Here is a 24847-nt window from a genome sequence, read left to right on the forward strand (position 1 = left end):
TCCTCTCAGCGCGCGGTGGTGGCCGCGTACCGTTCCTTGAGCTTGCCCTTGACGAGCTTGCCGGTGGGCGTCCGTGGCAGCTCGTCGACGAAGTCCACGCTGCGCGGCGCCTTGTAGTGGGCGATCCGTTCCCGCACGTAGGCCAGCAGCTCGTCGGCCAGCTCCGGCCCCGGTTCCACCGTGGACGACGGTTGCACGACGGCCTTGACCGACTCGCCCATCTCCGGATCTGGCACGCCGATCACGGCGACGTCGTCAACGGCGGGGTGGAGCGTGAGCACGTTCTCCACCTCCTGCGGGTAGATGTTCACGCCGCCGGAGATGATCATGAACGCCTTGCGGTCGGTGAGGAAGAGGTAGCCCTCTTCGTCCACGTAGCCGACGTCGCCGTTGGTCGCCCACGTCGGGTGCGCCGGATGCTGCGCCTCGCGGGTCTTCTCGGGCGCGTTGTGGTAGCTGAAGGGCACTTCGTCGCGTTCGAAGTAGACGGTGCCGATCTCGCCGGGAGGCAGCTCGTCGCCGTTGTCGGCGCACACGTGCAGGATGCCGAGTCCTGCCCTGCCGACGGAACCCGGCTTGGCGAGCCACTCCTGTGGCGAGATGAACGTCAGCCCCGCGCCCTCGGTGGAGCTGTAGTACTCGTAGAGGATCGGCCCCCACCAGTCCATCATGGCGCGCTTGACCTCCTCGGGGCACGGCGCCGCGGCGTGCACGGCGACCCGGTGGCTCGACAGGTCGTAACGCGTGCGCACGTCCTCGGGCAGCTTGAGCATGCGCACGAACATCGTGGGCACCCACTGGCTGTGGGTGACGCGGTGGGTTTCAATCGCGCGCAGGGCGGCCTCGGGCTCGAAGCGCTCCATCATCACCAGCGTGCCGCCGACGGCGTGCACGCACGCGCCGAACCGCAGCGGCGCGGCGTGGTAGACCGGCGCCGGTGAGAGGTACACGATGCCCGAGTCGAAGCCGTACATCGCCTCCAGCAGCGGGCGCAGCAGGTCGCCCGGCTCGTCGATCTGCCGTTCGGGCAGTGCGACGCGGACGCCCTTGGGCCGCCCGGTGGTGCCAGACGAGTACAGCAGGTCGGCCCCGGCGGGCTGGTCGTCGGGAACCGCGGCCGACGCCGCGGCGAGCACGGCGTCGTAGTCGTCGAACCCGGGGACCTCGCCCCCGTAGGCCAGCCGGACGCCGACGCCGGGGACGAGCTCCGCGACCTCGCGGGGCAACTCCCCCAGCGCGGCCGAGACGACGAGCGCCTTCGCACCGGAGTCCTCGACGACGTAGGCGACCTCGGACGGCGAAAGGTGGTTGTTCACCGCGGCGATGTAGCAGCCGGAGCGCACGACGGCCCAGTACACCTCGTAGGCGCGCATCGTGTTGTCGGTGAGCAGCGCGACGGTGTCGCCGGGCCGGAAACCCTTGTCGCGCAAGGCGTTCGCGAGTCGCGCGGAGCGCTCGTCGAGCTCGCGGTAGGTCAGTGTCTCCCCGGAGCCCGCCATGATCACGGCGGGGTGGTCGGGCCGTACGGCCGCGTGGGTGCCCGGATACATTCGGCTCCTCCTCGAACCGGCGTGTTCCTCCTCGCAGCCTGTCAGTCCCGGACCCGGACAGTCAATGCCGACTGTTTTTCTCGCACGCGGTGGGTAGGCTGTCCCGATGACCCGATCCGTGTCCACGGCTCCGCGCAGCCGTAAGGAGCGCACCGAGGACAGCCGTGCGCTGATCCTCGACGCCGCCGTGGACTGCCTCGTGGAGCTGGGCTACGCGGGCGCCTCGACGCTGGCGATCCAGGCGAAGGCTGGCGTCTCGCGGGGCAGGCTGCTGCACCACTTCCCCTCGCGCGACGGGCTGCTCGTCGCGGCGGCGCAACACCTTGCCACCGGAAGGCTCGCCCGGACCGAGGAGCGCGTCGCCGAGGCGCTCACCGGTGAACCCGAGGGCCCCGCGCGCGTCGAACGGTGCATCGAGCTGCTGTGGGTGACCTTCCATGAGCCGCACTTCTGGGCGGCGATGGAGCTGTGGACGGCGGCGCGGACCAACCCCGCGCTCGCCGAGGCGCTGCGGCCTGCGGAACGCGCGCTGCGCGAGGCGATCCGGGGCGTCGCCGACCGGATCTGGGGCCCCGAGGTGTGCGCCCACCCGCGTTACGACGAGCTGCGCGAGCTGCTGTTCACGAGCATGCGCGGCGCGGCACTGCCGTACGCGTTCGAGGACCGCTCCCCCGCCGGCGACAAGCACGTCGCGATCTGGAAGTCGGTGGCACGCACGTTGCTCTTCGCCGACGGCCCCGAATAACAGTCAGGGTTGACTGCGCGCTGGCGGCCGCGTCAGCATGAGGTCCGCCACTCCCGACCATCGCCGAGGTTGCCGATGTCAGAGTCCAGCACCGCCTCGTCCCCCGTCTCCCCCGAGATCCCGCGGCTGCTCGGCCGCGGCATGACCATGGGCGACCAGCTCGCCCGGCACGCGCGCACCATCGGCGACGAGGTCGCCTTCACCTTCGAGGGCACCAACCGCACCTACGCCGAGCTGGACGAGCGCGTCAGCAGGCTCGCGGGCGCACTGCGTGACCGGGGCGTGTCGGCCGGCGACCGCGTCGCCGTGCTCGGGCTCAACACGCTCGAGGTGATCGAGACGTTCTTCGCCTCGACCCGGCTCGGCGCCGTGTGCGTGCCCGTGAACTTCCGGCTCGTCGCCGACGAGATCGCCTACGCGCTCGAGGACAGCGGCACCACGGCGATCGTCGTGCACGCGGCGCTCGCGCAGGCGATGGCCAAGGCGCGCGAACAGCTGTCGGCCGACACGGTGTGCCTCACCTTCGGCGGCCCCGCCGAGGCCGCGGGCCCGGGCGCCGAGGACTACGAGCGCGCGCTCGCCGACGCACCTGCCACGTTTCCCGAGCGGAGGGTGAACGAGCACGACGCCGCGTTCATCATGTACACGTCGGGCACCACGGGCAGGCCGAAAGGCGCCGTGCTGACGCACTTCAACCTGCTCATGCACGCGTTCAGCAACATGGCGACACTCGGCTCACCGCCGGAGGACCGCGTGTGGCTCGCCGCCGCGCCGCTGTTCCACATCGCGGGGCTCTCGGGCATGCTGCCGTGCCTGCTGCGCGGCGGGCGCACGGTGCTGCTGCCCTCCGGTCAGTTCGACCCGGTGGCGACCGTGGACCTCCTCGAGCGCGAGCGCGTGTCGGCGGTCTTCTTCGTTCCCGCGCAGTGGCAGGCGATCTGCGCGGTGCCGGGGCTGGCCGAACGCGACCTGTCCGCGCTGCGGCAGGCGTCCTGGGGCGCGGCGCCCGCGTCGACCACGCTGCTGCGCACGATGATCGACACGTTCCCCCAGGCCGAGATCACCACAGCGTTCGGGCAGACCGAGTGCAGCCCCGTGACGACGCTGCTGCGCGGCGAGGACTCCATCCGCAAGATCGGCTCGGTCGGCACGCCCATGCTCAACGTCGAGGTGCGCGTGGTGGACGACCACATGAACGACGTGCCGCGGGGCGAGGTCGGCGAGATCGTCTACCGCAGCCCCATGGTGATGAAGGAGTACTGGAACAAGCCCGAGGAGACGGCGGAGGCGTTCCGCGGCGGCTGGTTCCACTCCGGCGACCTGGTGCGACAGGACGGGGACGGCTACTACTTCGTGGTCGACCGCAAGAAGGACATGATCATTTCCGGTGGTGAGAACATCTACTGCGCCGAGGTGGAGAACGTACTCGCCGCGCACCCGAAGATCTCGGAGGTCGCGCTCATCGGGATGCCGGACGAGAAGTGGGGCGAGACCCCGCTCGCAGTCCTCGCGCCCCGCGAGGCCGACGACCCGCCCACTGTGGCCGACCTGCACGAATGGTGCGCCGACCGGCTCGCCGGGTACAAGCGGCCGCGCCACATCGCGGTCGTGCCCGCACTGCCCCGCAACCCCAGCGGCAAGGTGCTCAAGACACAGCTGCGCGCCGACCGCGCGGCGGGCAAGCTCGGTGTGGAGGGCGCTTGAGCACGCCCTCCCGTCACGCGCTCGATCACTTCCTGACGCTGACACCCTCCGGCGACGGCTGGGCGGTGGACGTGCCACCGGCGTGGACACCGGCGGGCGCGGCGCATGGCGGCGTCCTGTTCGGCATGGCCGTCACCGCGATGGGGCGCCGCGCGCTGCATCCGGACCTGCTCACGGCGACCGCCCACTTCCTGCGCCCGACGATGCCCGGCGCCGCGCACGTGACCGCCGAGGTGCTGCGCTCCGGCAGGGCGCACGCGACGACGCAGGCGACGCTGAGCCAGGACGGCAAGGAGACCGTGCGCGTGCTCGCCGTGTTCGGCACGCTGCCGCCGGGACCGCCGGACACCGAGCTGAAGCCTCCGATCCTGCCGCCGCCGCAGGAGTGCGTGCAGGTCCACGGCGCGCCACCCGGGGACGGGCCGCCCGACTACCCCTCGACGCTCGACGTGCGGATCCACCCCGACGTCGGGTGGCCGCACGGCAGGCCGAGCGGGCGCGCCGAGGTGACCGGGTGGGCTCGCATGTCCGACGACCGGCCCCACGACGACGCGTCGCTGGCCGTGCTCGCCGACGGGTTCCCGCCCGCGATCTTCGACGCCCTGCCCGTCGCCCACGTGCCGACGCTGGAGCTGACCGTGCACGTGCGCGCCAAGCCGTCGAGCTCGTGGCTCGCCGGGCGGTTCACCACACGGGTCGTCAACGAGCCGTACCTCGAGGAGGACGGACTGCTGTGGGACGAGAGCGGCAGGCTCGTCGTCATGTCCCGCCAGCTCGCCCTCGCCGACGCGAACTCGGCGCGGCGGTTGTGAGATGGGCCGGAAACCGGGTGGGGCCGGGGCGGGAAGCTGCCAGACTGACGACGTGCTGTGGCTCGAGCTCGAAGGCGCCGTCAACATCCGCGACGTCGGGGGCATCCCCACCGAGGACGGCGGCACGACCGCCCGCAACCGGCTGCTCCGCGCGGACAACCTCCAGGACCTGTCGCGCGGCGACCTCGACTACCTCGTGGACACGATCGGCCTGAGCACCGTGGTCGACCTGCGCACCGCGTCGGAGATCGAGGCGGAGGGTCCCGCGCCGCTGACCAAGTACGCCCACGTGGCGCACGTCCACCACTCGCTGCTACCCGAGCAGGCGTGGGGCGACAATTCCCCGGACGCGCTGCTCACGCGCAGGCGGGAGGACGAGGCCCGCTACGCGGGTGACCGCACCTGTTCGCACTACCTCGGCTACGTCGAGAAACGCCCGGACAGCATCGTCGGCGCCCTGCGCGCGATCCTGCGCTCCGAGGGGCCGGCGCTCGTGCACTGCGCGGCAGGCAAGGACCGCACCGGCGTGGTGACGGCGTTCGCACTCAGCGTGGCCGGTGCACGGCGGGAGGCCATCGTCGCCGACTACGCCGCGACCGCCGAGCGGATCGAGGCGATCGTCCGACGGCTGACCGCCTCCCAGACCTACGCCGAGGACGTCATGCGCGTGTCCCTCGACCGGCACACCCCGAAACCGGAGTCGATGGCCGAGTTCCTCGAGCAGATCGACGTCCGCTACGGCGGGGTCACCGAGGTGCTCACCGCCAACGGCTTCACCGCCGAGGAGACGAGCGCCCTCCGCACGAAACTGCGCAGCTGACCGCGCGAGTCCCCCGCTCCCGACCGCGAGTCCCCCGCTCCCGACCGCGAGTCCCCCGCTCCCGACCGCGAGTCCCCCGCTCCGAACCGCGAGTTCTGCGCTCCCGCGCGGCGTCTACCGACCCGTGACGCTCAGCGAGCCGAGGCTGGTGAAGTCCGCCGTGACCTCCTGGCCGCGTTCCACGAACACCGCGTCGGTCAGGCCGCCGGTCAGCACGATCCACCCCGGTTCCAAGGCGACACCCCTTCGGCCGAGCGCGTTGGCCGCGAGAGCCAGCGCTTCGGCGGGGTGGCCCTGCACGGCGGCCCCCGTCGCCGACGCCACCACCTTGCCGTCGACCCCGAGCAGGCACGCCTCGAGTCCGAGATCGATCGCCGACGGCGGGAGTCCCTTGGCGCCCACCACGAACCGGGCCGACGACGCGTTGTCCGCCACGACGTCCGGGAGCGCGAAACTGAAGTCCCGGTACCGGCTGTCGATCACCTCGAAGCCCGCGTGCACGCTGCGCACCGCCGCGAGCGCGGTCGCGGCCGTCACACCGGGGCCGCGGAGCTGCTCACCCAGCACGAAGACGATCTCGGGCTCCACCCGGGGATGGATCAGCTCGCCGAGCGGCACCGGTTCCCCCGCTGGCAGCACCATCGCGTCCGTGAGCCACGCCGTGAGCGGCGAGTCGATGCCCATCCGCTCCTGCTTCGCGCGCGACGTCAGGCCGAGCTTCACCCCGACCACGCTCTCCCCCGCGTCGACCTTGCGCCGCACCAACGCGTCCTGCACGTCGTACGCCGTCGCAAGGTCGAGGCCGGGCCATTCGGTGGTGATCCGGCCGCCGACGCGGCGCGTCGCCTCGCGGTCGAGGAGTTCCGTCACGGCGCGCTCGATGCCCCACTCGGTCATGTCCGCACCCTAGCCCGGCGCGCCAGCAGCCGGGTCGTGTGCTCGCCGGGCTGTTCGGTGACGACCTCGAAGCCGGGTGGTAGTCGCCTGCCCAGCTCGCCGTGGGGGACGCGGAACGGGCGGTCCGATTCGCCGGGTTCGAGCGCGAGCGCCTCCCACGCCAGGAGGCCACCGTCCGCGACCGCGTGGCATGCCGCTTCGAACGCCGCCGCGTCCCAGTACCGGGTGGCCAGGACGAGTGCGTAGCGGCCGGGGTCGGCGGCGATGTAGGTGGGCACGTCGGCTTCGACGAGCCGGATCGCGTGCCGCAGGCTTCGGTTGACCGCTTCCTCGCGGAGTTGCGCGAGGGCGACGCCCGAGATGTCCACGGCCGTCACGGTCCGGCCCGCGACGGCGAGTGCGAGCGCGTTTCCCGAGCGGCCGCAGGCTAGTTCGAGGACAGGCCCTTCGGGGATGCCGGCTTCGAGGACCTGGGCGAGCATCGGGTGCGAGGCGAAATCGGGCGGGTTGGCGGCGTACCGCTCGTTCCAGCGCAGCCGGTCTGCGTCGTTCACAGCTTCTGGGCGAACTCGACGACGTTGCCATCCGGATCGGCGACGTGAAGGGTCCGTTCGCGCCACGGGCGGTCGACCGGGCCGGTCAGGATGTCCGCTCCCGCGGCGCGGAGGCGAGCCGCTTCGGCGTCCACGTCCTCGACGATGAAACCGATCTCTCCGCATGGCGCTCGGCCCGGCTCCCGGTTGATCAGCTCGGGCAGTCTCGAACGTTCGAAGAGCGAGAACTTGGTGTTCTCCATGGAAAACTCGACGTAGCCGTCGCCTTCCTTACGGACGTCCAGTCCGATGACGTCGCGATAGAAGGCGGTGGAGCGGCTGAGCGATTGCACGTACCAGATCACGTAGTCGATGCGGCGCATGCCGATACGGTAGCCCTTTGCGAGGCGGCGAGGCGTTTCCAGCACGAATCCGGCGCGCCGCGGGAAACCGTCGCTCCACGGGTCGGCGTACGCTCACTGTCCACTATCGACAGTCATACACGGAGGGGCACGCACATCACCTTGTTCACCCGGATCGACTAATGGTAGGCGGCTACGTGTGGTGTTATGGTTGTGGCATGGGGGAAATCATTGAGATCATCGCGCTTGAACGACAACGCGCGAAACTGGAAGCCTTGCAGTACAAGGCAATCGCCATGCTTGCCGAGCAGCGGGATGACGTGGCCGAGGAGCTGGCCCTGGTGTTGGCGGTCACCGTCCACAAGGCACAGCGGATGGTAGACCTCGCGACCACGCTCGTTCATCGGCTGCCACTCACGTTCGCGGCCATGCGGCGTGGGGACGTCGACTCGGTGAGGGCCGGCGCCATTGCCGGGCCCACTGCCTGGCTGAGCGACGAGCACGCCCGGCAGGTCGATGTCCTGATGGCCGATCGGCTGGAGGGCAGGAATCCCGGGCAGCTGCGTCGAGCAGCTGCACGCGCGGTGCACCGGGTCGATCCTGATGGTGCTGCGGCCCGGGCTCAGGCCCGTCGCCAGGAGCGAAAAGTCGAGCTGTTACCCGGTTTCGACGGCATGTCGACGCTCGTGGCCGAGCTGCCCGCCGAGGTCGCTTCAGCCGCCTATGCACGGGTGGATCGCCTTGCGCGGCAGCTTCGGGGCGACGGTGAAGGCCGGACATTGGATCAGTTGCGGGCCGACGTGTTCGCCGATCTCGTTCTCGGCTCGTCCGGCGGCGGCGGCGCGAAGGCGGAGATCTTCGTCTACGTCGACGCCAAGACGCTGGCCGGAGCCGATGAGCAGCCGGCCGAGCTGGCCGGGTACGGGCCGATTCCCGCATGGCTGGCGCGGCAGATCGCCCACGATTCCGGAAGTACCTGGAGGCGGATCGTCACCGATCCGCTCAACGGCCGACCAATCGACGTGGGGCGGCAACGCTATCGTCCACCCGCTGTCACGGACCGGTTCGTGCGGGTGCGGGACCGGGAGTGCCGCTTCCCTGGCTGTAACCGGCCCGCCCAGTTCGGAGACAACGACCATCACCGGCCGTGGGGCCGTCACGGTGATACCGACACCGACCAGCTCGTCAACTACTGCCGACGGCACCACCGCCTCAAGGACCGGCCCGGCTGGCGCTACGAGTTGGAGCGCGACACCGGCGTGCTGACGATCACCACACCCGCGGGAATGCGATACGCCAGCACGCCGGGCGCTCAGGAACCGGTCTGCCTCAGTCCCAATAGACGACCGGGTCCATCAGCTCGACGCCGTTCTTTCACTGTTCGGGCTGGAGCGTGAACATCAATGCCTCGTTCGCGCAGTCACTGGCCGGCACTTGTAGAACCGCCACGCCTGGTCGTCGCGGTTGTAAACCGAGCCAGTCGGGCCAGGGTTGCTCCGGCGACAGCGGCCAGAGTGGACAAGGCCGTTCGACCGGCTCAGCTGAACAGGCCCGACCAGTACGACCAGAAGCGCTGCACGATGAGGATCACGATGAGCAGCAACCAGAACAGCAGGGGTGCGAGGTGCCGCCTGACGAGCGTGGAACCGCCGGGGAGGTGACCGGCCGCGAGGTTGTGCACGGTGGTGTACCAGAAGATCGGGATGGTCACCGCCCACACGACCACGCAGTACGGGCAGAGCGCGCCGATGTTGTAGAGGCTCTGAGCGATCAGCCAGTGCACGAACCCGACGCCGAACAGGGTGCCCGCTTGGAGACCGAGCCAGAACCAGCGTGGCAGGCGGGCGCCGGCGAGGAGTGCGACGCCGACGGTGGCGACGACGGGGAACGCCGCGAGGCCGATGAGGGGGTTGGGAAAACCGAACGCGGCGGCTTGGTCGCTCTGCATTACGGAGCCGCAGGAAAGAGTGGTGTCGATGGAACACGACGGCTGGTAGAACGGGTCCTCGAGCAGCGCCATCTTCTCGACGGTGAGCACGAGCGCGGCAATGGTTCCGATGAGGCCGCCGACGACGAGCACCCAGGCGACGATCGTGCGCAGGCGCGGCGGCACGCCGGTCTCGACGAGCGGTTCCGTCGCCGGTGCGGACATGCCGGGAACTCCCTCGCGTCGCAGGTCAACGTCTTTCGCCTACGAAGGTACGCACTCGGTGCGCGGGGCGCCGAGGCAGGGCTTCGGGTACCCCCTCGAGCACCGGCCACAGGGGTGACGTGATCGAGGACTCGTTGATCGGCCTCACCACGGCACGTTATGTTCGAGGTCATTACAGACGAAGGCCGTCTAGGAAGTCGGTGAGCCATGACAGCGGACCCCACCGATCCCGGGGTGCCCGGGATCAGCGTCCTCGGGACGGCGCAGCGCGCCGCCTGGCTCGACCGGACGCTGCCGCCGGTCGAACGACTTCCCGGCGGGCTGTGGTCGGTGCCGGTGCCGATTCCGGACAACCCGCTGCGGTACACGCTCTGCTACCTGGTTCCCGGCGACGACGGCATCGTGGTGGTGGATCCCGGCTGGAACACGCGCGAGGGCTGGGACACGCTGCTCGCCGGACTGGCCGAGGCAGGTGCGACGACGGCCGACGTGACGGGCATCGTGGCGACCCACGTGCACCCCGACCACCACGGCCTCTCCGGCCGCCTGCGCGAGGAGTCGGGCGCCTGGGTGGCGATGCACCCCGCTGAGCGCGACACGCTGCCGCAACGCATCGCCGTGGCGGCGAGCCGGAACTCCCTGCCGACCGCGGGTGGCTGGCTGCGGCTCTCCGGGGCGGACGAGGACGAGATCGCGGAGCTCGTGAGCCCACTCGACGAGTCGGCCACCGCCGACGACCGCGCGGCGATGGCTGAGCCGGACGTGCTGCTGGAGGACGGCGACCTGGTGCCGATGGCGGGGCGCAGGCTCCGCGCCGTCTGGACGCCCGGGCACACGCCGGGCCACCTCTGCCTGCAGGAGCCCGACGCCCGGCTCCTGCTTACGGGCGACCACGTGCTGCCCCGGATCACGCCGAACATCGGGCTGTACCCGAACTCGGCCGACTCCCCGCTCGGCCGGTTCCTCGAGTCGCTGGAGCGAGTGGGCGAGTACGACGACCACGACGCGCTGCCCGCGCACGAGTACCGCTTCCGGGGGCTCGCCGCGCGCACGCGGCTCCTGCGGGAGCACCACGAGGAGCGCTGCCGCGAGGTGGTCGCGGTCGTCGCCGGGCTGGGCGAGCCCACGGTGTGGGAGGTCGCCCGCCACCTCACGTGGTCCCGGCCATGGGAGCGGATCGGCCGCATGCGCTTCGGCGCCCTCGCGGAGACGGGCGCCCACATCGACCACCTCGTGCGCCGGGGAGAGCTGGCCTGGCGGCACGGGGAGAACGGCAGCCCGATCCGCGTCAGGAGCACCACGTGACCGATCTCGACGCCCGCACCCCCGTCCTTGTCGGCGTGGGGCAGTCCTCCGAGCGCATCGGGGAACCCGGCTACCGCGGGCTGTCGGCGGTGGAGCTGGCCGCCGCGGCCGCTCGGGAGGCGCTCGCCGACACGGGCGCCGAAACCGCGGCGATAGCCGACGCCATCGACACCGTGGCCGGGATCCGGCAGTTCGAGATCTCCACGCCGGGGGCGTTCGCTCCGCTGGGCCGCTCGGACAACTACCCACGGTCGGTGGCGAACCGGCTCGGCGCGTCGCCGGCGAGGGCGATCCTGGAGGTCGTGGGCGGGCAGGAACCGCAGCATCTCGTGACCGAGCTGGCCGCCACGATCGCCGGCGGTGGCGCGGAGGTGGCGCTCGCGTTCGGGTCCGAGGCGATCTCCACCGTGGCCCACCTGCTCGGCGCGGAGGACAAGCCGGACTTCACCGAGCACGTCGAGGGCAGCCTCGAGGACCGGGGGCTCGGGCTGCGGGGGCTGGCCACACGGCAGCAGGTGCTGCACGAGCTGATCGACCCACCCACCCAGTATTCGTTGTTCGAGAACGCGCGCAGGGCACGGCTGGGACTGTCGCGTGTGGACTATGCCGCGGCGATGGGCGAGTTGTTCGCGCCGTTCAGCAAGATCGCGGCGACCAACCCGCACTCGGCGGCGCCGGTCGAGCGGACCGTGGCCGAGCTGGTGACGCCGTCGGAGTCGAATCGGCCGATCACCGACCCGTACCCGCGCTACGTCGTCGCGCGCGAGAAGGTGAACCAGGGCGCCGCGGTGCTGGTGATGTCCGTGGCCGCCGCGCGAAGGCTCGGGATTCCGCGCGAGAAGTGGGTCTTCCTGCACGGGCACGCGGACCTGCGTGAGCGGGACCTGCTGCGGCGGGCGGACTTCAGCGCGGCACCTGCCGCCGTGCTGGCCGTGCGGCACGCGCTGGAGGTCGCGGGCATCGATCTCGACGACGTCGCGGCCATGGACCTCTACAGCTGCTTCCCGATCGCGGTGTTCGCCCTGTGTGACGGGCTCGGCCTCGCGACCGACGACGCACGCGGCCTCACGCTCACCGGCGGCCTGCCGTTCTTCGGCGGCGCGGGCAACAACTACTCGATGCACGCCATCGCGGAGCTGGTGCAGCGGCTGCGCGAGCAGCCTGGCGCCTACGGACTCATCGGGGCCAACGGCGGACTGCTGAGCAAGTACTCGGCCGGGGTCTACTCCACGACGCCAACGGAATGGCGGACGAGCCGCGACGCCGAGCTGCAGGCCGGGATCGACGCGGGGGCCGCGCCCGAGGACGTGATGCACGCCGACGGGTGGGCGACGATCGAGACCTACACCGTGAAGTACGGCCGCGACGGCTCGCGCACGGGCGTGGTGATCGGGCGCCTCGAGTCCGGTGAGCGGTTCCTGGCCAACACCCTGCGCGGCGACGACGAGATGCTCGACCTGCTCGGCACCGGTGAACCCATCGGGACGAGGGTGTTCGCGCGCTCGTTCGGCTTCGGCAACCGTGTCACCACGAGCGAGGCGCGGATGGCCGAGCTGTTCCCGCCGAGACCGGCCGTGCTGCGCGAGTCCTACGAGCACGTGCTGGTGCGCCGCGACGGGCACGTGCTGGAGGTGACGATCAACCGGCCGCAGGCCCGCAACAGCCTGCACCCGGAGGCCAACACCGAGCTCGACGAGATCTTCGACGCCTACTTCGCCGACGACGAACTGTGGGTCGCGATCCTCACCGGCGCCGGCGAAAAGGCGTTCAGCGCGGGCAACGACCTCGCTCACACCGCGTCCGGGAAGTCGTTGTGGATGCCCAAGAACGGCTTCGCGGGGCTCACGTCGCGCCGCGAGCTGCCGAAGCCGGTGATCGCGGCGGTGAACGGCTACGCACTCGGCGGCGGGCTGGAGATCGCGCTCGCCTGCCACCTGGTCGTGGCCGACGCGACGGCGCAGTTCGGGCTCACCGAGGTGAGGGTGGGGCTCGCCGCCGCGGCGGGCGGGCTGGTGCGGCTGCCGAGGGCGATCCCGAAGGCCGTGGCGACGGAGCTGATCCTCACCGGCAGGCGGATGGGCGTGGACGAGGCGCGCTCGTACGGGCTGGTCAACCGGGTGGTGGAGGCGGGCACGGCGCTGGAGGGAGCGCGTGCGCTCGCCGCCGAGATCCTGGAGGGCTCCCCCACCTCGGTTCGCGCGTCGCTGCGCATGATGGCCGAGACCGAGGGCATCGCTGACACAATCGAGGCCGTGAACCACCCATCGGCAGCGCTCGACGACCTGCTCGTCAGTGAGGACACCATCGAGGGCGTCACCGCCTTCGCCCAGAAACGCCCGCCGCGGTGGCGGAACCGATGACCGCGTCCGCCTCTCCGCACACCGGCCGGCCCCGTGACCCGGAGGTGGACCGGCGCATCGCGCTCGCCGCGGTGGAGTTGTTCGGCGAGGCGGGCTGGGCCGGGTTCAGTGTGGAGTCGGTCGCGCGCCTTGCGGGTGTCGGCAAGGCGTCGATCTACCTGCGCTGGCAGACGAAGGAGAAGCTGCTGCTCGACGCGCTCGCCGCGCACGTCGCGAACGTCGCCGACGCCGACACCGGGACGCTGCGGGGCGACCTGGTGGATCTGGCGAGGCAGTTGCTGCGGCTGTACGTGGGAACGAGCCGCAAGGCGGCACTGCGCATGAGCCTGGAGGCGCCGACGATCCCCGGACTCGCGCAGCGCTGCGAGGAGCTGCGGCATGCGCAGATCAGGGCCGCGCGCGCGATGGTGAAGCGCGGGATCGCCAGGGGTGAGCTGCCTGAGGGCACATCGGTGACGCTGCTGCTCGACACCCTGTGCGGCGGCGTCGTCATGCACGTCATGTCGACGCCCGCGCACCTGCAGTCCACGCTGCCAGGGCAGATCGACACCTACGCCGACCAGCTCGTCGACTTCCTCCTGCGCCCGCCGCTCACGGCTCCCTGACGCTGAACCGGCGACTGCTGGGCACCAGGGCCGCCGCGGCGGGCGCGAGGAAGCACACCAGCGCGCACGCACCGAGCACCGCCGGGGCCCCGAACGCATCCAGCGCGGGCGCGATCAGCGCGAGGCCCACGGGCGCGAGGCCGTAGGAGAGCAGGAAGTCCAGTGACGAGACGCGGGCCAGCTTGTCGGGCGCGACCTCGCGCTGCGTGGCCGTGAACCACGGGACGTTGAACAGCTCGATGCCCACACCGGCGAGCACGTAGGCGCCCACGACCACGGCAGGGTGCACGGGCAGCAGCAGGCTCAGCGGCGCGAAGCCGTAGCAGGCGAGCCCGGCGAGGGCGACCCGGCCCTGCGCGCGGGGGCGCCAGCGCGCGACGAGCAGAGCGCCCGCGAGTGCACCGGCCGTGTAGGCGGTGAGTGCGGCGGCGAGCACGGCCTCGGTGTCGTAACGGTCGCGGCTGACCAGCGGCAGCAGCACACCCGTCGCGGAGTAGCCGGTGGCGATCACGGCCGTGAGCGCGCCGAGCCCGGCGAGTAGCCACGGGTGCCTGCGCGCCTCGCGTACCCCGTCGGCGAACTCGGTGACGAAACGCGCGCGCGTACGGGCGGGCGACGGCGCGTGCGGGGTGACCCACGGCGGGACCACCGCGGCGATCAGCCACAGCGCACCGGTGGCGATCAGCAGGGCCGCGGTGTCGACCACCGTGGCGAGCAGTGCGGTGAGCGCGGGGGCGACGAGCGTGGTGACCCGCACGGCGAACGTCTGGGCGGCGTTGGCCTGCTGGCGGCGCGGCTCGTCGACCACTTCGGCGGTGAGCGCCTGGAAGGCGGGCCTGCATGCGCCCTGACCCGCGCCGACCACGGCCGCGGCGACGGCCATGAGGGCCAGCGACCGGTCGAGCCCCAGCGCGATCAGCGGGGAACCGACGACCGCGGCGAGCCCGGACCACCACACGACCTTCCTGCGGGAGTAACGGTCGGCGAGCACGCCGCCGACCGGGACGGCGACGAGAAAGCCCGCGGTGCGCGTGGCCAGCACGAGTCCGAGCCCGGTCGCGCTGAGGGAACGATCGAGCACCGCGAGGCCGAGGATGAACGGTAACGCCCAGGTCGCGAGCCCGGATGCGGTGGTGCCCGACCAGAGTCGCAGGAACGACGTGTCGCGCAGGACGGATGTGGTCGCCGCGCCGGCTGTCTGTGTCACGGGGTGGTGGCTCCTCCGGGGTCTCGCTCATTCTGGCACGCACAGGCTAGACGACAATGATTTTCATTTGTAGTATCGCTGCGGCCGGGTGGCGACCATCCGGACAAGTCCACTGTGGAGGATTCGCGTGACGGTGACGGAGGCGGCGCCCGGGGTGGCTCCGCCGGAGAACTCCCGGGCCCGCGGTCCGCTGACCGTGGCGGCTCTGGTGGTCGTGCTGGTGGCGTCGGCGATCGCCGGGATCTCACTCGGTCCCGCGGTCGTCCCACTGCCGGACACACTCCGCTACCTCGGGGCCGCCCTCACGGGCGGCACGATCGGGCCCGAGGACGTCACGGGGTACTCGATCATCTGGCAGGTCCGCACGCCACGGGTGCTGCTCGCCATCGTGGTGGGCGCCGGGCTGAGCGTCATCGGCGTCGCGGTGCAGGCCATGGTGCGCAACGCACTCGCCGACCCGTTCATCCTCGGGGTCTCGTCGGGCGCCTCGGTGGGCGCGAGCGCGGTCGTGTCGTTCGGACTGTTCGCGAGCCTCGGAATCTACGCGCTGTCGGCGGCCGCGTTCCTGGGCGCGCTCGCCGCGTCCGTGCTGGTGTACGTCGCCGCACACGGCCGGGCCGGGCTCACGCCGCTGCGGCTCGTGCTCACCGGCGTGGCACTGGCCTACGGCTTCCAGGCGCTGATGAGCGTGATCGTGTTCTTCGCTCCGTTCGGCGAGGCCGCGCGCTCGGTGCTGTTCTGGCTGCTCGGCAGTCTCGGTGGGGCGGCGTGGGGCTCGCTCCCCATCGCCGCGGCGACCGTCGCGGTGGCCGTCGCCCTGCTGCTGAGGCAGTCCAGCGCGCTCGACGTGCTGGCGATGGGTGACGAGTCCGCGGCGAGCCTCGGTGTCGACGCGGCGGCCGTGCGCCGCAGGCTGTTCCTGCTCACCGCCGTGGTCACCGGCGCGCTCGTCGCGGTCAGCGGCGCGGTCGGCTTCGTCGGGCTCGTCATGCCGCACCTCGTGCGCATCCTCGTCGGCGCGAGCCACCGCCGCGTGCTGGTGATCGCCCCGCTCGCCGGCGCCATCTTCCTGGTGTGGGTGGATCTCGCCTCGCGCACCCTGTTCGCCCCCCGTGAGCTGCCGCTGGGCGTGATCACGGCGTTGATCGGCGTGCCCGTGTTCGTGACACTGCTGCGCCGCCGCGGCTATCTGTTCGGAGGCCGCTGACATGGAGCTGACCCTCGACGCGGTCTCCGTGGAGATCTCGGGTGCCAGGCTGATCGACGAGCTGAGCCTCAAGGCGGGCGACGGCGAGGTGGTGGGCCTCGTCGGGCCGAACGGCAGCGGCAAGTCGACCGCGCTGCGCTGCGTGTACCGGGCGCTACGGCCCAGCTCGGGCGCCGTGCTGGTGGACGGAACCGACCTGACGACGCTGTCCATTCGCGACAGTGCGCGCTCGGTCGCAGCGCTGACTCAGGACGGCACGGCCGATCTCGACTTCACCGTCGCCGAGGTGGTGGCGTTGGGCCGGTTCCCGCACCAGCGCGGCAACCCGGTGCTGAGCGATCGCGAGCGGGAGCTCTGCGCCGAGGCGATGCGCCGCACGGGCGTCACCCACCTCGCGCGGCGCGGCATCCTGTCGCTCTCCGGCGGCGAACGCCAGCGCGTGCTCATCGCCCGCGCGCTGGTGCAGGAACCGGAACTCCTCGTGCTCGACGAACCCACCAACCACCTCGACGTGCGGCACCAGGTCGAGCTGCTCGCGTTCCTGCGCGACTGCGGGCTCACCGTGCTCGTCGCGCTGCACGACCTGAACCTCGCCGCGTCGACGTGCGACCGGCTCGCCGTGCTGCAGAACGGAACGCTCGTCGAGACCGGGCCACCTGCCGACGTGCTCACGCCGGAGCTGGTGCGGCGCGTGTTCGGCGTGACCCCCACGGTGGTGCGCCATCCCCGCACCGGTGTCCCCCAGCTGCTCTACACCCTGTAGTCCCCGACAAGGAAGGCCGTCCCCGTGAACCGGCTCCCCGCCACATTGTCCGCGCTGCTCGCCGCCGGCCTGCTCGCCACCGCGTGCGGCGCCGACGTAGCGCCGCAGGCCAAGCAGGGCCCGAAGCCCGTGACGATCGAGAACTGCGGCGAGCGCATCACCTATCCCCGGCCGGAGCGCGCTGTCGCCTACGACATGAGCAGCACAGAGAAGATGTTCGCGCTCGGCCTCGCCGACCGCATGCGCGGCATGGTCATGCCCAGCACCGCCGACCCCGCGGTCGAGCGGTCCCCGTACCTGCGGGACTACCGGTCGGTGGAGACGTTGTCCACCGACGTGCTGAGCTTCGAGACTGTGGTCGCCGCCGAGGCCGACTGGGTGCTGGCGGGCTGGAACTCCGGCTTCAGCGAGGAGCGGGGCATCACCCCCGCCCGGCTCGACGAGGTCGGCATCCGCAGCTACCAGCACACGGAGAGCTGCTTCAACTACGGCGACCGGCCCGTGAAGGTGCCTCCGCTTGAGGCGCTCTACACGGACCTGCGCCAGATCGGGCAGATCTTCGGCGTCCCCGACCGTGCGGAGGAGCTCGTCGCCGATCTCGAACAGCGGGCGTCCACATTGGAGGGGAACCGGCCCGAGGGCGAGCCCGCGCGGGTGTTCATCTACGACTCGGGAACCGACCAGCCGTTCACCTCTGGCGGGCAGGGCGCGCCCGACGTGATCGTCTCCCTCGCCGGAGGGCGCAACATCTTCGGCGACCTAGCCGAGCGGTGGACCACGGTCGGCTGGGAGCCGGTGGTGGAGGCACAGCCCGAGGTGATCGCCGTGGTGGACTACGGCGACCAGCCGGTGCAGGAGAAGATCGCGTTCCTCAAGTCGTTCCCGCCGCTGGCCGACTCCCCCGCCGTGCGGAACAACCGCTTCCACGTCCTCGACTACGGCGAGGCCGTGAGCGGACCGCGCAACCTCGACGCCGCCGAGAAGCTCGCCGAGTACCTGCGCTCCATCGGCCGCTGACCCACCGAGAGGAGGCAGCTGTGGGCACGATCGGCCGGCCGCCACCGCCGCTTCCGGCCGAACAGATCATCGCGCTCAACCAGCCGAAGGCCGACCCGCACACCCTCCGGGCCTACGAGTGGAACGGTGGACGTTCGACGTGCCGCCGGGCGTGTTCCTGCCCGGAGCGACGAGCCGCGTGATCCACGAGCGCGTGCTCGACGGGCGCATCGAGGTGCGCGGCCGCGAGTGAGCGACGATTCCCGCCGTGGTGCGCAACGTGTGCGCCGGCGCCGGCGTCCACGCGGGACGAGCTTGCGCTGCCGTGGTCACGCATGGCCTGCGGCCGCGCTTCGTTCCCGTGACCTGCGCGTACGCGGGCGGGCACGGACCGCTACCGTTGAGGGGTGCGCGTGCTGGTCACGGAGGACGACGAGAACCTCAGGGTGGCCGTCGAGGCTTCGCTGCGCGGCGCCGGCTTCGCCGTCGACGCGGCCACCGACCTCCCCGAGGCGGACGAGGCGCTGGCCGTCAACGCCTATGACGGAGCCGTGTTCGACCGGATGCTGCCGTCGGGCGACGCGCTGCGGTACGTCGAACACCGCCGGCGGGCCGGGTGGCCCGTGCCCGTGCTGTTCCTGACCGCGCGCGACGCGGTGACCGACCGGATCGCGGGGCTGCGGTGGGGCGACGACTACCTCGTGAAGCCGTTCGCGGTCGCCGAGCTCGTCGCGCGGGTGCGCAGCCTCTGCCGCCGCGGTGCCACGTTGCCCGCGCCGGTGCTGCGGGCCGGGGATCTCGAGCTCGACACGGGGCGGCACGAGGCGCGCCGCGCCGGCACGCTGCTGACCCTGACAACCAAGGAGTTCCTGGTGCTGGAGCGGCTGGTCGCGAAGGGCGGGCCGGTGCCGAGGGCCGAGCTGATCGCCGCGGCGTGGGACGAGCTGGTGCCGCCGGCTTCGAACGTGCTGGAGGTGCTCATCGCGCAGCTTCGCCGCAAGCTGGGACCGCCGCCGGTGCTGCACACCGTGCGCGGTGTCGGCTACGTGCTCAGGTGAGGTGACGGCAGTGAAGGCCACCATGCCTGCGTTGAATCGAACACCGCGGCGCGCCAGCGTCTCCGTTCGGGTGGTGGTGGGAGACGGGTGGGCGCAGTGAAGGTGGCCTTCACCGCGGACGGGGTGACTCAGGAAACGGCGCGGGCCACGCGGGCCTGGGCCGGGAACACCGGCCGGCGCGATGGCGCGCTGAGGTCGAAGTCGGCGCGCACCGTGTGGCCCGTGCCGCCGTCGAGACCGCTCACCGCCGCGAGGGCGCGAACCAATTCGAGGCCGCAGCGTTCCTCGGGCGTGCGCGCCGCGACCGGCGTGGCGAGCCGGTCGAGCTCGACGCGCAGGCGGCGACCCGGTGCGTGGGACAGGCGCAGCCGGACGGAGCGGGAAGCGCCGGTCAGCGCCAGCGTGATCAGCTCGTTGACCAGTAGCTGAGCGTCGGTCACCAGTTGGTGGTCGTACCGGGAGAGCATGGCCCGCACGCGATGTCGTAACGCCGGGAGATCACGTACGCGAGCCGCCCGCCATCCGGTGTCGTCGGCCCACGCCTCATCCGTTTCCGCCACGGTCAATCACCCATCCGCTGTTCGCTCAACGCACGAGAAACCGGAGTACCCTGCCCCACTGATCAACAAACGCGCTCGGTGAGACATCCGTCACACCTTCCGTTGCCGCTGGGGAACCACGACGTACTTCGGATCCTTCGTGGACTCGACGCCGGCCTCGAAGATGCCGAACCGCTGCAGCGCGCTGCCCGCCAGCAACGCCAGACCGGACGCCACGGCCGCGGCGCGGCTGCGCCGGGCGGGAAGCAGCGCCCCGAGCGCGCCGCCGATGGTGAGGCACTCCGACCATTTCCGCAGCCGGTGAGCCTTTCCCGTGCGGTACGCCTCCCCCGCGAGCCCAGAGCGGTGCTCGACGAGCCTGGCCGCCACGCTCTCCAGCGCGGCCCCCGCGACAGCGAGCCTGCGCGCGGGCGCCGCCTCGCTCACGGGCGCGCAAACCAGGCCGAGGCCCGCGCCCGCGGCCGCGGCTGAGCCGGTGAACACGAACGGCAGCTGGCGGTGTGCCTCGTGCCAGGCCGGCACGGCGGTCTGCGAGAGCAGCACCGCCGTGTAGGACGCCACCGCGGGTGCGACGGCGGCGGAGGACAGTCCCGCGGGCCGCGCCAGGCGGCGCAGCAGCCGCCCTGGCAGCCTCTTCCGCCATCCGCGCGGCACCAGCTCGGCGACGGCCGCCACGCCGGTGCCAGGCCCGTAGGCGACGAGGATCCACGTGCCGACGCTCATCGGCGAGCTCGGCTTGGCCACCCGAAGCATGTGGAGGAAGCGCTCCGGCCTGCCGAGGTCGGCCACCAGCAGATACATGCTCGCGCCGAGCGCGCCCAGCGCGCCGAGCCTGCCCGCCCTGCGCAGGGCGGGGCGGCCCGTCAGGTCGGCCCCGGCGCCGAGCAGCGCCGAGCTCGCGGACAGCCCACCGGTGAACAAGTAGGCCGCGATCTTCCACTCCCAAACCGGCGGTTTGAGCACCGGCTGCCCGTAGTAGGAGCGGAACGTCGCCTCGGGCACCACGCTCTCCTGCTGCTTCACCGCGAGCCCCTTCCGAGAAACACCGACACGGCGGCCGCGGCGAAGGCCGACGCCGCCATGCCCGCGTACTTCCACATCGACGGCGCGTCCCTGGTCGGGACCACGGGGTCCGGTGGGAGGCCGTACACCTCGGGTTCGTCCAGCAGCAGGAAGAACGCGCCGTCGCCGCCGACGCCGTCGTCCGGGCTCTCCCCGTAGAGCCGCGCCTCGGGCACGCCGGAGTCGTGCAGGTGCTCGACGCGTTCCCGTGCCCGCTCGCGCAGCTCGTCGAGCGGTCCGAACTGGATGGAGTCGGTGGGGCACGCCTTGGCGCAGGCGGGTTCCAGCCCGTCGCGCAGCCGGTCGTAGCAGAGCGTGCACTTCCAGGCGCGGCCGTCGTCCTCGCGCCGGTCGATCACGCCGTACGGACAGCCGGACACGCAGTAGCCGCAGCCGTTGCAGATGTCGGGTTGCACCACCACGCTGCCGTACTCGGTGCGGAACAGCGCACCGGTCGGGCACACGTCGAGGCAACCGGCGTGGGTGCAGTGCTTGCACACGTCGGAGCTCATCAGCCACCGGAAGTCGGTGCGGCCCTCCTCGCCGGTGCCCGCGCCGGGCAGGTCGAACGACGGCAGGCCGAGGTCCACGGCCTCGGCGCGCCGGGGCTCGGGCGGCGCGGGCTGCTCGACGAAAGCGACGTGGCGCCACGAGTTGGCGCCGAGCGTGCCGGTGTTGTCGAACGACATGCCGAGCAGGTCGAATCCGTCGTCGGGGACGCCGTTCCATTCCTTGCACGCCACCTCGCACGCCTTACAGCCGATGCACACCGAGGTGTCGGTGAAGAACCCGACCCTCGGTGGGTGCTCTCCGTAGCCGGTGGCGGTGGCCGGGTCGGTGCGCGCGGCCTCCTCGGTCATCGGTCCTCCTCCAGGTGCGCGGTGTCGTGCCGGGTGACGGTGTCGATTCGCGTGCCGGTCTCCGGCGTGACGCCCGCCCGCTGCCGGTACCCGGCGACGTAGTCGAGCAGCGCGGGCCCGCGCGGGCGCCTGCCCGGCCGGACGTCGCACGTGGCGACCTTGGTCTCCTGGATGAAGACGTTCGGGTCGAGCACCACGCCGATCAGGTCGTTCACCACGTCGCCGTCCACCAGACCGGTGTGCCCCCAGTGGTAGGGCATCCACACCTGGTGCACCTCCCTGCCCTCGAGGCGCAGCGGCCGCATCCGGTCGGTGACGAACACGCGCGCGTCCACGGCCGTCCTGCTCGTGATCACGTGCGCCCAGCCGAGATGCGTGAGCCCGCGCTCGGCGGCGAGCCGGGGAGAGACCTCCATGAACAGTTCGGGCTGCAGCTCCGAGAGGTACGGCAGCTGCCTGCTCATCCCACCCGCGGTGTGGTGCTCGGTGAGCCGCGCAGTGGTGAACACGTACGGGAACACCTCGCCACCGCGTTCGGGAGGCGACGGGTTGGACGGGTTCTCCGCGCGGCCGAAGACCTTGCGCGCCGGGTTGCCCTGCTGTGCGTACAGCCGGTTGCGCACGGGCGACTCGTGCGGCTCGTAGTGCGTCGGCAGCGGACCGTCCACCACGCCATTGGGCGCGAACAGCCAGCCCTTGCCGTCGGCCTGCATGACGAACGGGTCGTCGCCGCTCAGCGCGGCCGGGCCGACGGCGTCGTCGGCGGGCCGGTAGTCCGGCGGCTTGTTCTTCTCGAAGTCCGGCACGTCGTGACCGGTCCACTCGCCGCGCTCGGCGTCCCACCACACGAGCGCCTTACGCTCGCTCCACGGTCTTCCGTCGAGGTCGGCGGAAGCCCTGTTGTAGAGCACGCGCCGGTTCAGCGGCCAGGTCCAGCCCCACTCGTTCTCGTAGGGTCCCTGCTCGTCGTGCGGTTCGCGGCGCGCGGCCTGGTTGACGCCGTCGGCGAACACTCCACTGTAGATCCAGCAGCCGCACACGGTCGTGCCGTCGGCCCGCAGGTCGAGGTAGCCGTCGACCTCCTTGCCGGTGCGCAGGTCGATGCCGTTGATCCGGCGCAGCACGTCCTCCGCGGACGGTTCGTCCTCTCCCTCCAGCTCGTAGTCCCAGGCGAGGTCGAGCAGCGGGCGGTCGCGCTCGTCGGCGGAGCCCGCGAGCTTCTCCCGCAGCAGGCGCCCGAGGTGGTAGATGAACCACAGCTCCGAGCGCTGGTCGCCGCGCGGCTCGACGGCCTTGTCCCGCCACTGCAGCATCCGCTGCGTCTGCGTGAACGTGCCCGCCTTCTCCACGTGCGCGGCGGCCGGGAAGAAGAACACCTCCGTGCGGCACCGCTCGGGCACGATCTCGCCCGTCTCGATCTCCGGGGAGTCCTTCCAGAACTCGGCGCTCTCGATCATCGTGAGGTCGCGCACCACCAGCCAGTCCAGATTGGACATCCCGAGCCGTTGCAGCCGCCCGTGCGCTGAACCGACGGCGGGGTTCTGGCCGAGGAGGAAGTAGCCGAACACCTTGCCGTCGAGCATGTCCAGCACCGTCCGGTAGGTGCCGTGGTCGCCGTTGATGCGCGGCAGGTAGTCGAAGCGGAAGTCGTTCTCCGGCGTCGCCGCCTCACCCCAGTACTCCTTGAGCAGCGAGACCAGGTACGCGTCGGCGTTGCGCCAGAAGCCCTTCTGCCGGTCGCCCCGCACCTTGTGCAGGTAGCTCGGCAGGTCCTCGTGCGAGGTGTCTGGCATCGGCAGGTAGCCGGGCAGCAGGTTGAACAGGGTGGGAATGTCGGTGGAGCCCTGGATGCTCGCGTGCCCGCGCAGCGCGAACACCCCGCCACCCGGCCTGCCGATGTTGCCGAGCAGCAGCTGGATGATCGAGCCTGCCCGGATGTACTGGGCGCCGAGGGTGTGCTGGGTCCAGCCGACGCTGTAGACGAGCGCAGCGGTGCGCTCGCGGCCCGAGTTGGCCGTCCACGCCCGGCACACGCGCAGGAACGTCTCGGCGGGCACGCCGCAGATCTCCTCGACGGCCTCGGGCGTGTAGCGCGCGAAGTGCCGTTTGAGGATCTGGAACACGCAGCGCGGGTGCTTGAGCTCGGGGTCGGCCGCGATCTTGCGCGCGCCTCCCTCGACGCCGGGTCCGCCGGAGCCGAGCTGGTCGGGCCGGGACTGTTCCTTGGCGCGGGTGCCGCCCTCGCCGCTGTCGGTCTGGCTCTCGTACTGCCAGGTGGTGTTGTCGTAGGAGGCGGTCCCTGAGTCGTACCCGCTGAAGAGCCCGTCGAGGTCCTCGGTGTCCTGGAAGCGTTCGTCCACCAGGTACGGCGCGTTGGTGTAGGCGCGCACGTACTCCCGGAAGTCGAGATCGTGCTCCAGGATGTGGTTGATCACACCGCCGAGGAACGCGATGTCGGTGCCGGCGCGCAGCGGCACGTGCAGATCGGCAAGCGCACTGGTGCGCGTGAACCTCGGGTCGATGTGGATCACCTCGGCGCCGCGCGCCTTGGCCTCCATCACCCACTGGAACCCGACCGGATGGGCCTCGGCCATGTTCGAGCCCATGATGACGATGCAGTCGGAGTTGACGAGGTCCTGCTGGTAGTCCGTCGCCCCGCCGCGACCGAAGGAGGCTCCCAGACCGGGAACCGTGGCGGAGTGTCAAATACGCGCCTGGTTCTCGATCTGGATGGCGCCGAGCGCCGTGAAGAGCTTCTTGATCAGATAGTTCTCTTCGTTGTCCAGCGTCGCGCCGCCGAGGCTCGCGAGGCCCATCGTGCGGCGCAGGCGGTTGCCGTCCTCGTCGGCGTCCTGCCAGCCCTTGCGCCGCGCGTCGAGCACGCGGTCGGCCACCATGTCCATCGCCGTGTCGAGGTCGAGCTCCTGCCACTCGGTGCCGTACGGCGGCCGGTAGAGCACCCGCTCGGCCCGCTGCGGCCCGGTGACCAGCTGCTTGCTCGCCGAGCCCTTGGGGCACAGCCTCCCCCGCGAGATGGGGCTGTCCGGGTTGCCCTCGATCTGGACGACGCGCTCGTCCTTGACGTAGACATGCTGGGCGCAGCCGACAGCGCAGAACGGGCACACCGAGCCGACGACCCGGTCGGCATCGGTGGTGCGTGCCGCGAGCGCCGCCGAGCGCCCCGACTGCGCGGCCTTGCCCCGGCCGGTCCGATCACGTCCGGTCAGCTGCCGGTACACCGGCCACGAGCGGATCCAGTCCGCCAGCCCCATGCTCACATCCTCCTCAC

General features: G+C 71.5%; 22 protein-coding genes. 12 read left to right on the forward strand and 10 right to left on the reverse strand.

Features of this window, described 5'->3' with window-relative positions; genetic code table 11:
* Positions 1 to 5: 5 nt before the first annotated feature.
* Positions 6 to 1550, reverse strand: coding sequence for an acyl-CoA synthetase (locus FCN18_RS14480; RefSeq protein ID WP_137095343.1), 1545 nt, complete (start codon positions 1548 to 1550; stop codon positions 6 to 8).
* 106 nt (positions 1551 to 1656) lie between these two features.
* Between FCN18_RS14480 and FCN18_RS14485 the strand changes: the two genes are divergently transcribed.
* The 4 genes from FCN18_RS14485 (at position 1657) to FCN18_RS14500 (ending at position 5631) form a co-directional block, all read left to right on the forward strand.
* Positions 1657 to 2295, forward strand: coding sequence for a TetR/AcrR family transcriptional regulator (locus FCN18_RS14485; RefSeq protein WP_112267309.1), 639 nt, complete (start codon positions 1657 to 1659; stop codon positions 2293 to 2295).
* A gap of 141 nt (positions 2296 to 2436) precedes the next feature.
* Complete coding sequence (locus tag FCN18_RS14490; RefSeq protein ID WP_407675779.1) at positions 2437 to 3999, forward strand: long-chain-fatty-acid--CoA ligase; 1563 nt, start codon at positions 2437 to 2439, stop codon at positions 3997 to 3999.
* Positions 3996 to 4811: a thioesterase family protein gene (locus FCN18_RS14495; protein ID WP_137095345.1), complete on the forward strand. Its 816-nt coding sequence runs from the start codon at positions 3996 to 3998 to the stop codon at positions 4809 to 4811. Before FCN18_RS14490 ends, FCN18_RS14495 begins: the two co-directional genes overlap by 4 nt.
* A gap of 52 nt (positions 4812 to 4863) precedes the next feature.
* On the forward strand, positions 4864 to 5631 hold the full coding sequence (locus tag FCN18_RS14500) for a tyrosine-protein phosphatase (RefSeq protein WP_137095346.1): 768 nt from the start codon (positions 4864 to 4866) through the stop codon (positions 5629 to 5631).
* A gap of 114 nt (positions 5632 to 5745) precedes the next feature.
* Here the strand turns inward: FCN18_RS14500 and FCN18_RS14510 are convergent, their stop codons facing one another.
* From FCN18_RS14510 to FCN18_RS14520, 3 genes are read right to left on the reverse strand one after another with little or no spacing between them, the layout of a single operon-like run.
* Entirely contained in the window at positions 5746 to 6528 is a 783-nt protein-coding gene (locus FCN18_RS14510; RefSeq protein WP_112267317.1) for a 2-keto-4-pentenoate hydratase, read from the reverse strand.
* Entirely contained in the window at positions 6525 to 7082 is a 558-nt protein-coding gene (locus FCN18_RS14515; RefSeq protein WP_137095347.1) for a class I SAM-dependent methyltransferase, read from the reverse strand. Before FCN18_RS14515 ends, FCN18_RS14510 begins: the two co-directional genes overlap by 4 nt.
* The gene (locus FCN18_RS14520; protein WP_113643914.1) at positions 7079 to 7444 is read right to left on the reverse strand and encodes a VOC family protein; all 366 of its coding nucleotides are present in this window, start codon (positions 7442 to 7444) and stop codon (positions 7079 to 7081) included. The genes FCN18_RS14515 and FCN18_RS14520 overlap by 4 nt, the downstream gene beginning before the upstream one ends.
* Before the next feature lie 197 nt (positions 7445 to 7641).
* Here FCN18_RS14520 and FCN18_RS14525 point away from each other — a divergent pair, with 197 nt between their 5' ends.
* Complete coding sequence (locus FCN18_RS14525; protein WP_137095348.1) at positions 7642 to 8820, forward strand: HNH endonuclease signature motif containing protein; 1179 nt, start codon at positions 7642 to 7644, stop codon at positions 8818 to 8820.
* Between the two features lie 140 nt (positions 8821 to 8960).
* Here FCN18_RS14525 and FCN18_RS14530 read toward each other — a convergent pair whose 3' ends face one another.
* The gene (locus tag FCN18_RS14530) at positions 8961 to 9575 is read right to left on the reverse strand and encodes a vitamin K epoxide reductase family protein (RefSeq protein ID WP_112267325.1); all 615 of its coding nucleotides are present in this window, start codon (positions 9573 to 9575) and stop codon (positions 8961 to 8963) included.
* A gap of 207 nt (positions 9576 to 9782) precedes the next feature.
* Between FCN18_RS14530 and FCN18_RS14535 the strand changes: the two genes are divergently transcribed.
* The 3 genes from FCN18_RS14535 to FCN18_RS14545 are packed head-to-tail and all read left to right on the forward strand — an operon-like array spanning position 9783 to position 13845.
* Positions 9783 to 10880: an MBL fold metallo-hydrolase gene (locus FCN18_RS14535; RefSeq protein ID WP_137095349.1), complete on the forward strand. Its 1098-nt coding sequence runs from the start codon at positions 9783 to 9785 to the stop codon at positions 10878 to 10880.
* Positions 10877 to 13240 (forward strand): acetyl-CoA acetyltransferase, encoded by a 2364-nt coding sequence (locus tag FCN18_RS14540; protein WP_170200558.1) that lies wholly within the window; start codon positions 10877 to 10879, stop codon positions 13238 to 13240. Before FCN18_RS14535 ends, FCN18_RS14540 begins: the two co-directional genes overlap by 4 nt.
* Positions 13237 to 13845 carry a TetR/AcrR family transcriptional regulator gene (locus FCN18_RS14545; protein ID WP_137095351.1) on the forward strand — a complete coding sequence of 203 codons (609 nt, stop codon included), beginning with the start codon at positions 13237 to 13239 and terminating at the stop codon, positions 13843 to 13845. Before FCN18_RS14540 ends, FCN18_RS14545 begins: the two co-directional genes overlap by 4 nt.
* Here the strand turns inward: FCN18_RS14545 and FCN18_RS14550 are convergent.
* On the reverse strand, positions 13832 to 15052 hold the full coding sequence (locus FCN18_RS14550; RefSeq protein WP_112267333.1) for an MFS transporter: 1221 nt from the start codon (positions 15050 to 15052) through the stop codon (positions 13832 to 13834). The two genes, FCN18_RS14545 and FCN18_RS14550, sit on opposite strands and share 14 nt — an antisense overlap.
* Positions 15053 to 15179: 127 nt before the next feature.
* Between FCN18_RS14550 and FCN18_RS14555 the strand changes: the two genes are divergently transcribed.
* The 4 genes from FCN18_RS14555 (at position 15180) to FCN18_RS14575 (ending at position 19076) form a co-directional block, all read left to right on the forward strand.
* Positions 15180 to 16259 (forward strand): FecCD family ABC transporter permease, encoded by a 1080-nt coding sequence (locus FCN18_RS14555; protein ID WP_369973621.1) that lies wholly within the window; start codon positions 15180 to 15182, stop codon positions 16257 to 16259.
* 1 nt (position 16260) lies between these two features.
* Entirely contained in the window at positions 16261 to 17022 is a 762-nt protein-coding gene (locus FCN18_RS14560) for an ABC transporter ATP-binding protein (RefSeq protein WP_113643910.1), read from the forward strand.
* A gap of 24 nt (positions 17023 to 17046) precedes the next feature.
* Entirely contained in the window at positions 17047 to 18039 is a 993-nt protein-coding gene (locus FCN18_RS14565) for an ABC transporter substrate-binding protein (protein WP_228713955.1), read from the forward strand.
* A gap of 386 nt (positions 18040 to 18425) precedes the next feature.
* On the forward strand, positions 18426 to 19076 hold the full coding sequence (locus FCN18_RS14575) for a winged helix-turn-helix domain-containing protein (RefSeq protein ID WP_137095352.1): 651 nt from the start codon (positions 18426 to 18428) through the stop codon (positions 19074 to 19076).
* Positions 19077 to 19204: 128 nt separating this feature from the next.
* Here the strand turns inward: FCN18_RS14575 and FCN18_RS14580 are convergent, their stop codons facing one another.
* From FCN18_RS14580 to fdh, 4 genes are all read right to left on the reverse strand, one after another.
* Positions 19205 to 19636, reverse strand: a complete 432-nt coding sequence (locus FCN18_RS14580; RefSeq protein ID WP_137095353.1) for a hypothetical protein — start codon at positions 19634 to 19636, stop codon at positions 19205 to 19207.
* 90 nt (positions 19637 to 19726) lie between these two features.
* Complete coding sequence (gene nrfD, locus FCN18_RS14585) at positions 19727 to 20659, reverse strand: NrfD/PsrC family molybdoenzyme membrane anchor subunit (RefSeq protein WP_112267341.1); 933 nt, start codon at positions 20657 to 20659, stop codon at positions 19727 to 19729.
* Positions 20656 to 21558 (reverse strand): 4Fe-4S dicluster domain-containing protein, encoded by a 903-nt coding sequence (locus FCN18_RS14590; protein WP_137095355.1) that lies wholly within the window; start codon positions 21556 to 21558, stop codon positions 20656 to 20658. Before FCN18_RS14590 ends, nrfD begins: the two co-directional genes overlap by 4 nt.
* The gene (gene fdh, locus FCN18_RS14595; RefSeq protein ID WP_137095356.1) at positions 21555 to 24830 is read right to left on the reverse strand and encodes a formate dehydrogenase; all 3276 of its coding nucleotides are present in this window, start codon (positions 24828 to 24830) and stop codon (positions 21555 to 21557) included. Before fdh ends, FCN18_RS14590 begins: the two co-directional genes overlap by 4 nt.
* Positions 24831 to 24847 lie beyond the last annotated feature (17 nt).

Source organism: Prauserella endophytica (genome assembly GCF_005146945.1).
Taxonomy (GTDB): Bacteria; Actinomycetota; Actinomycetes; order Mycobacteriales; family Pseudonocardiaceae; genus Prauserella_A; species Prauserella_A endophytica.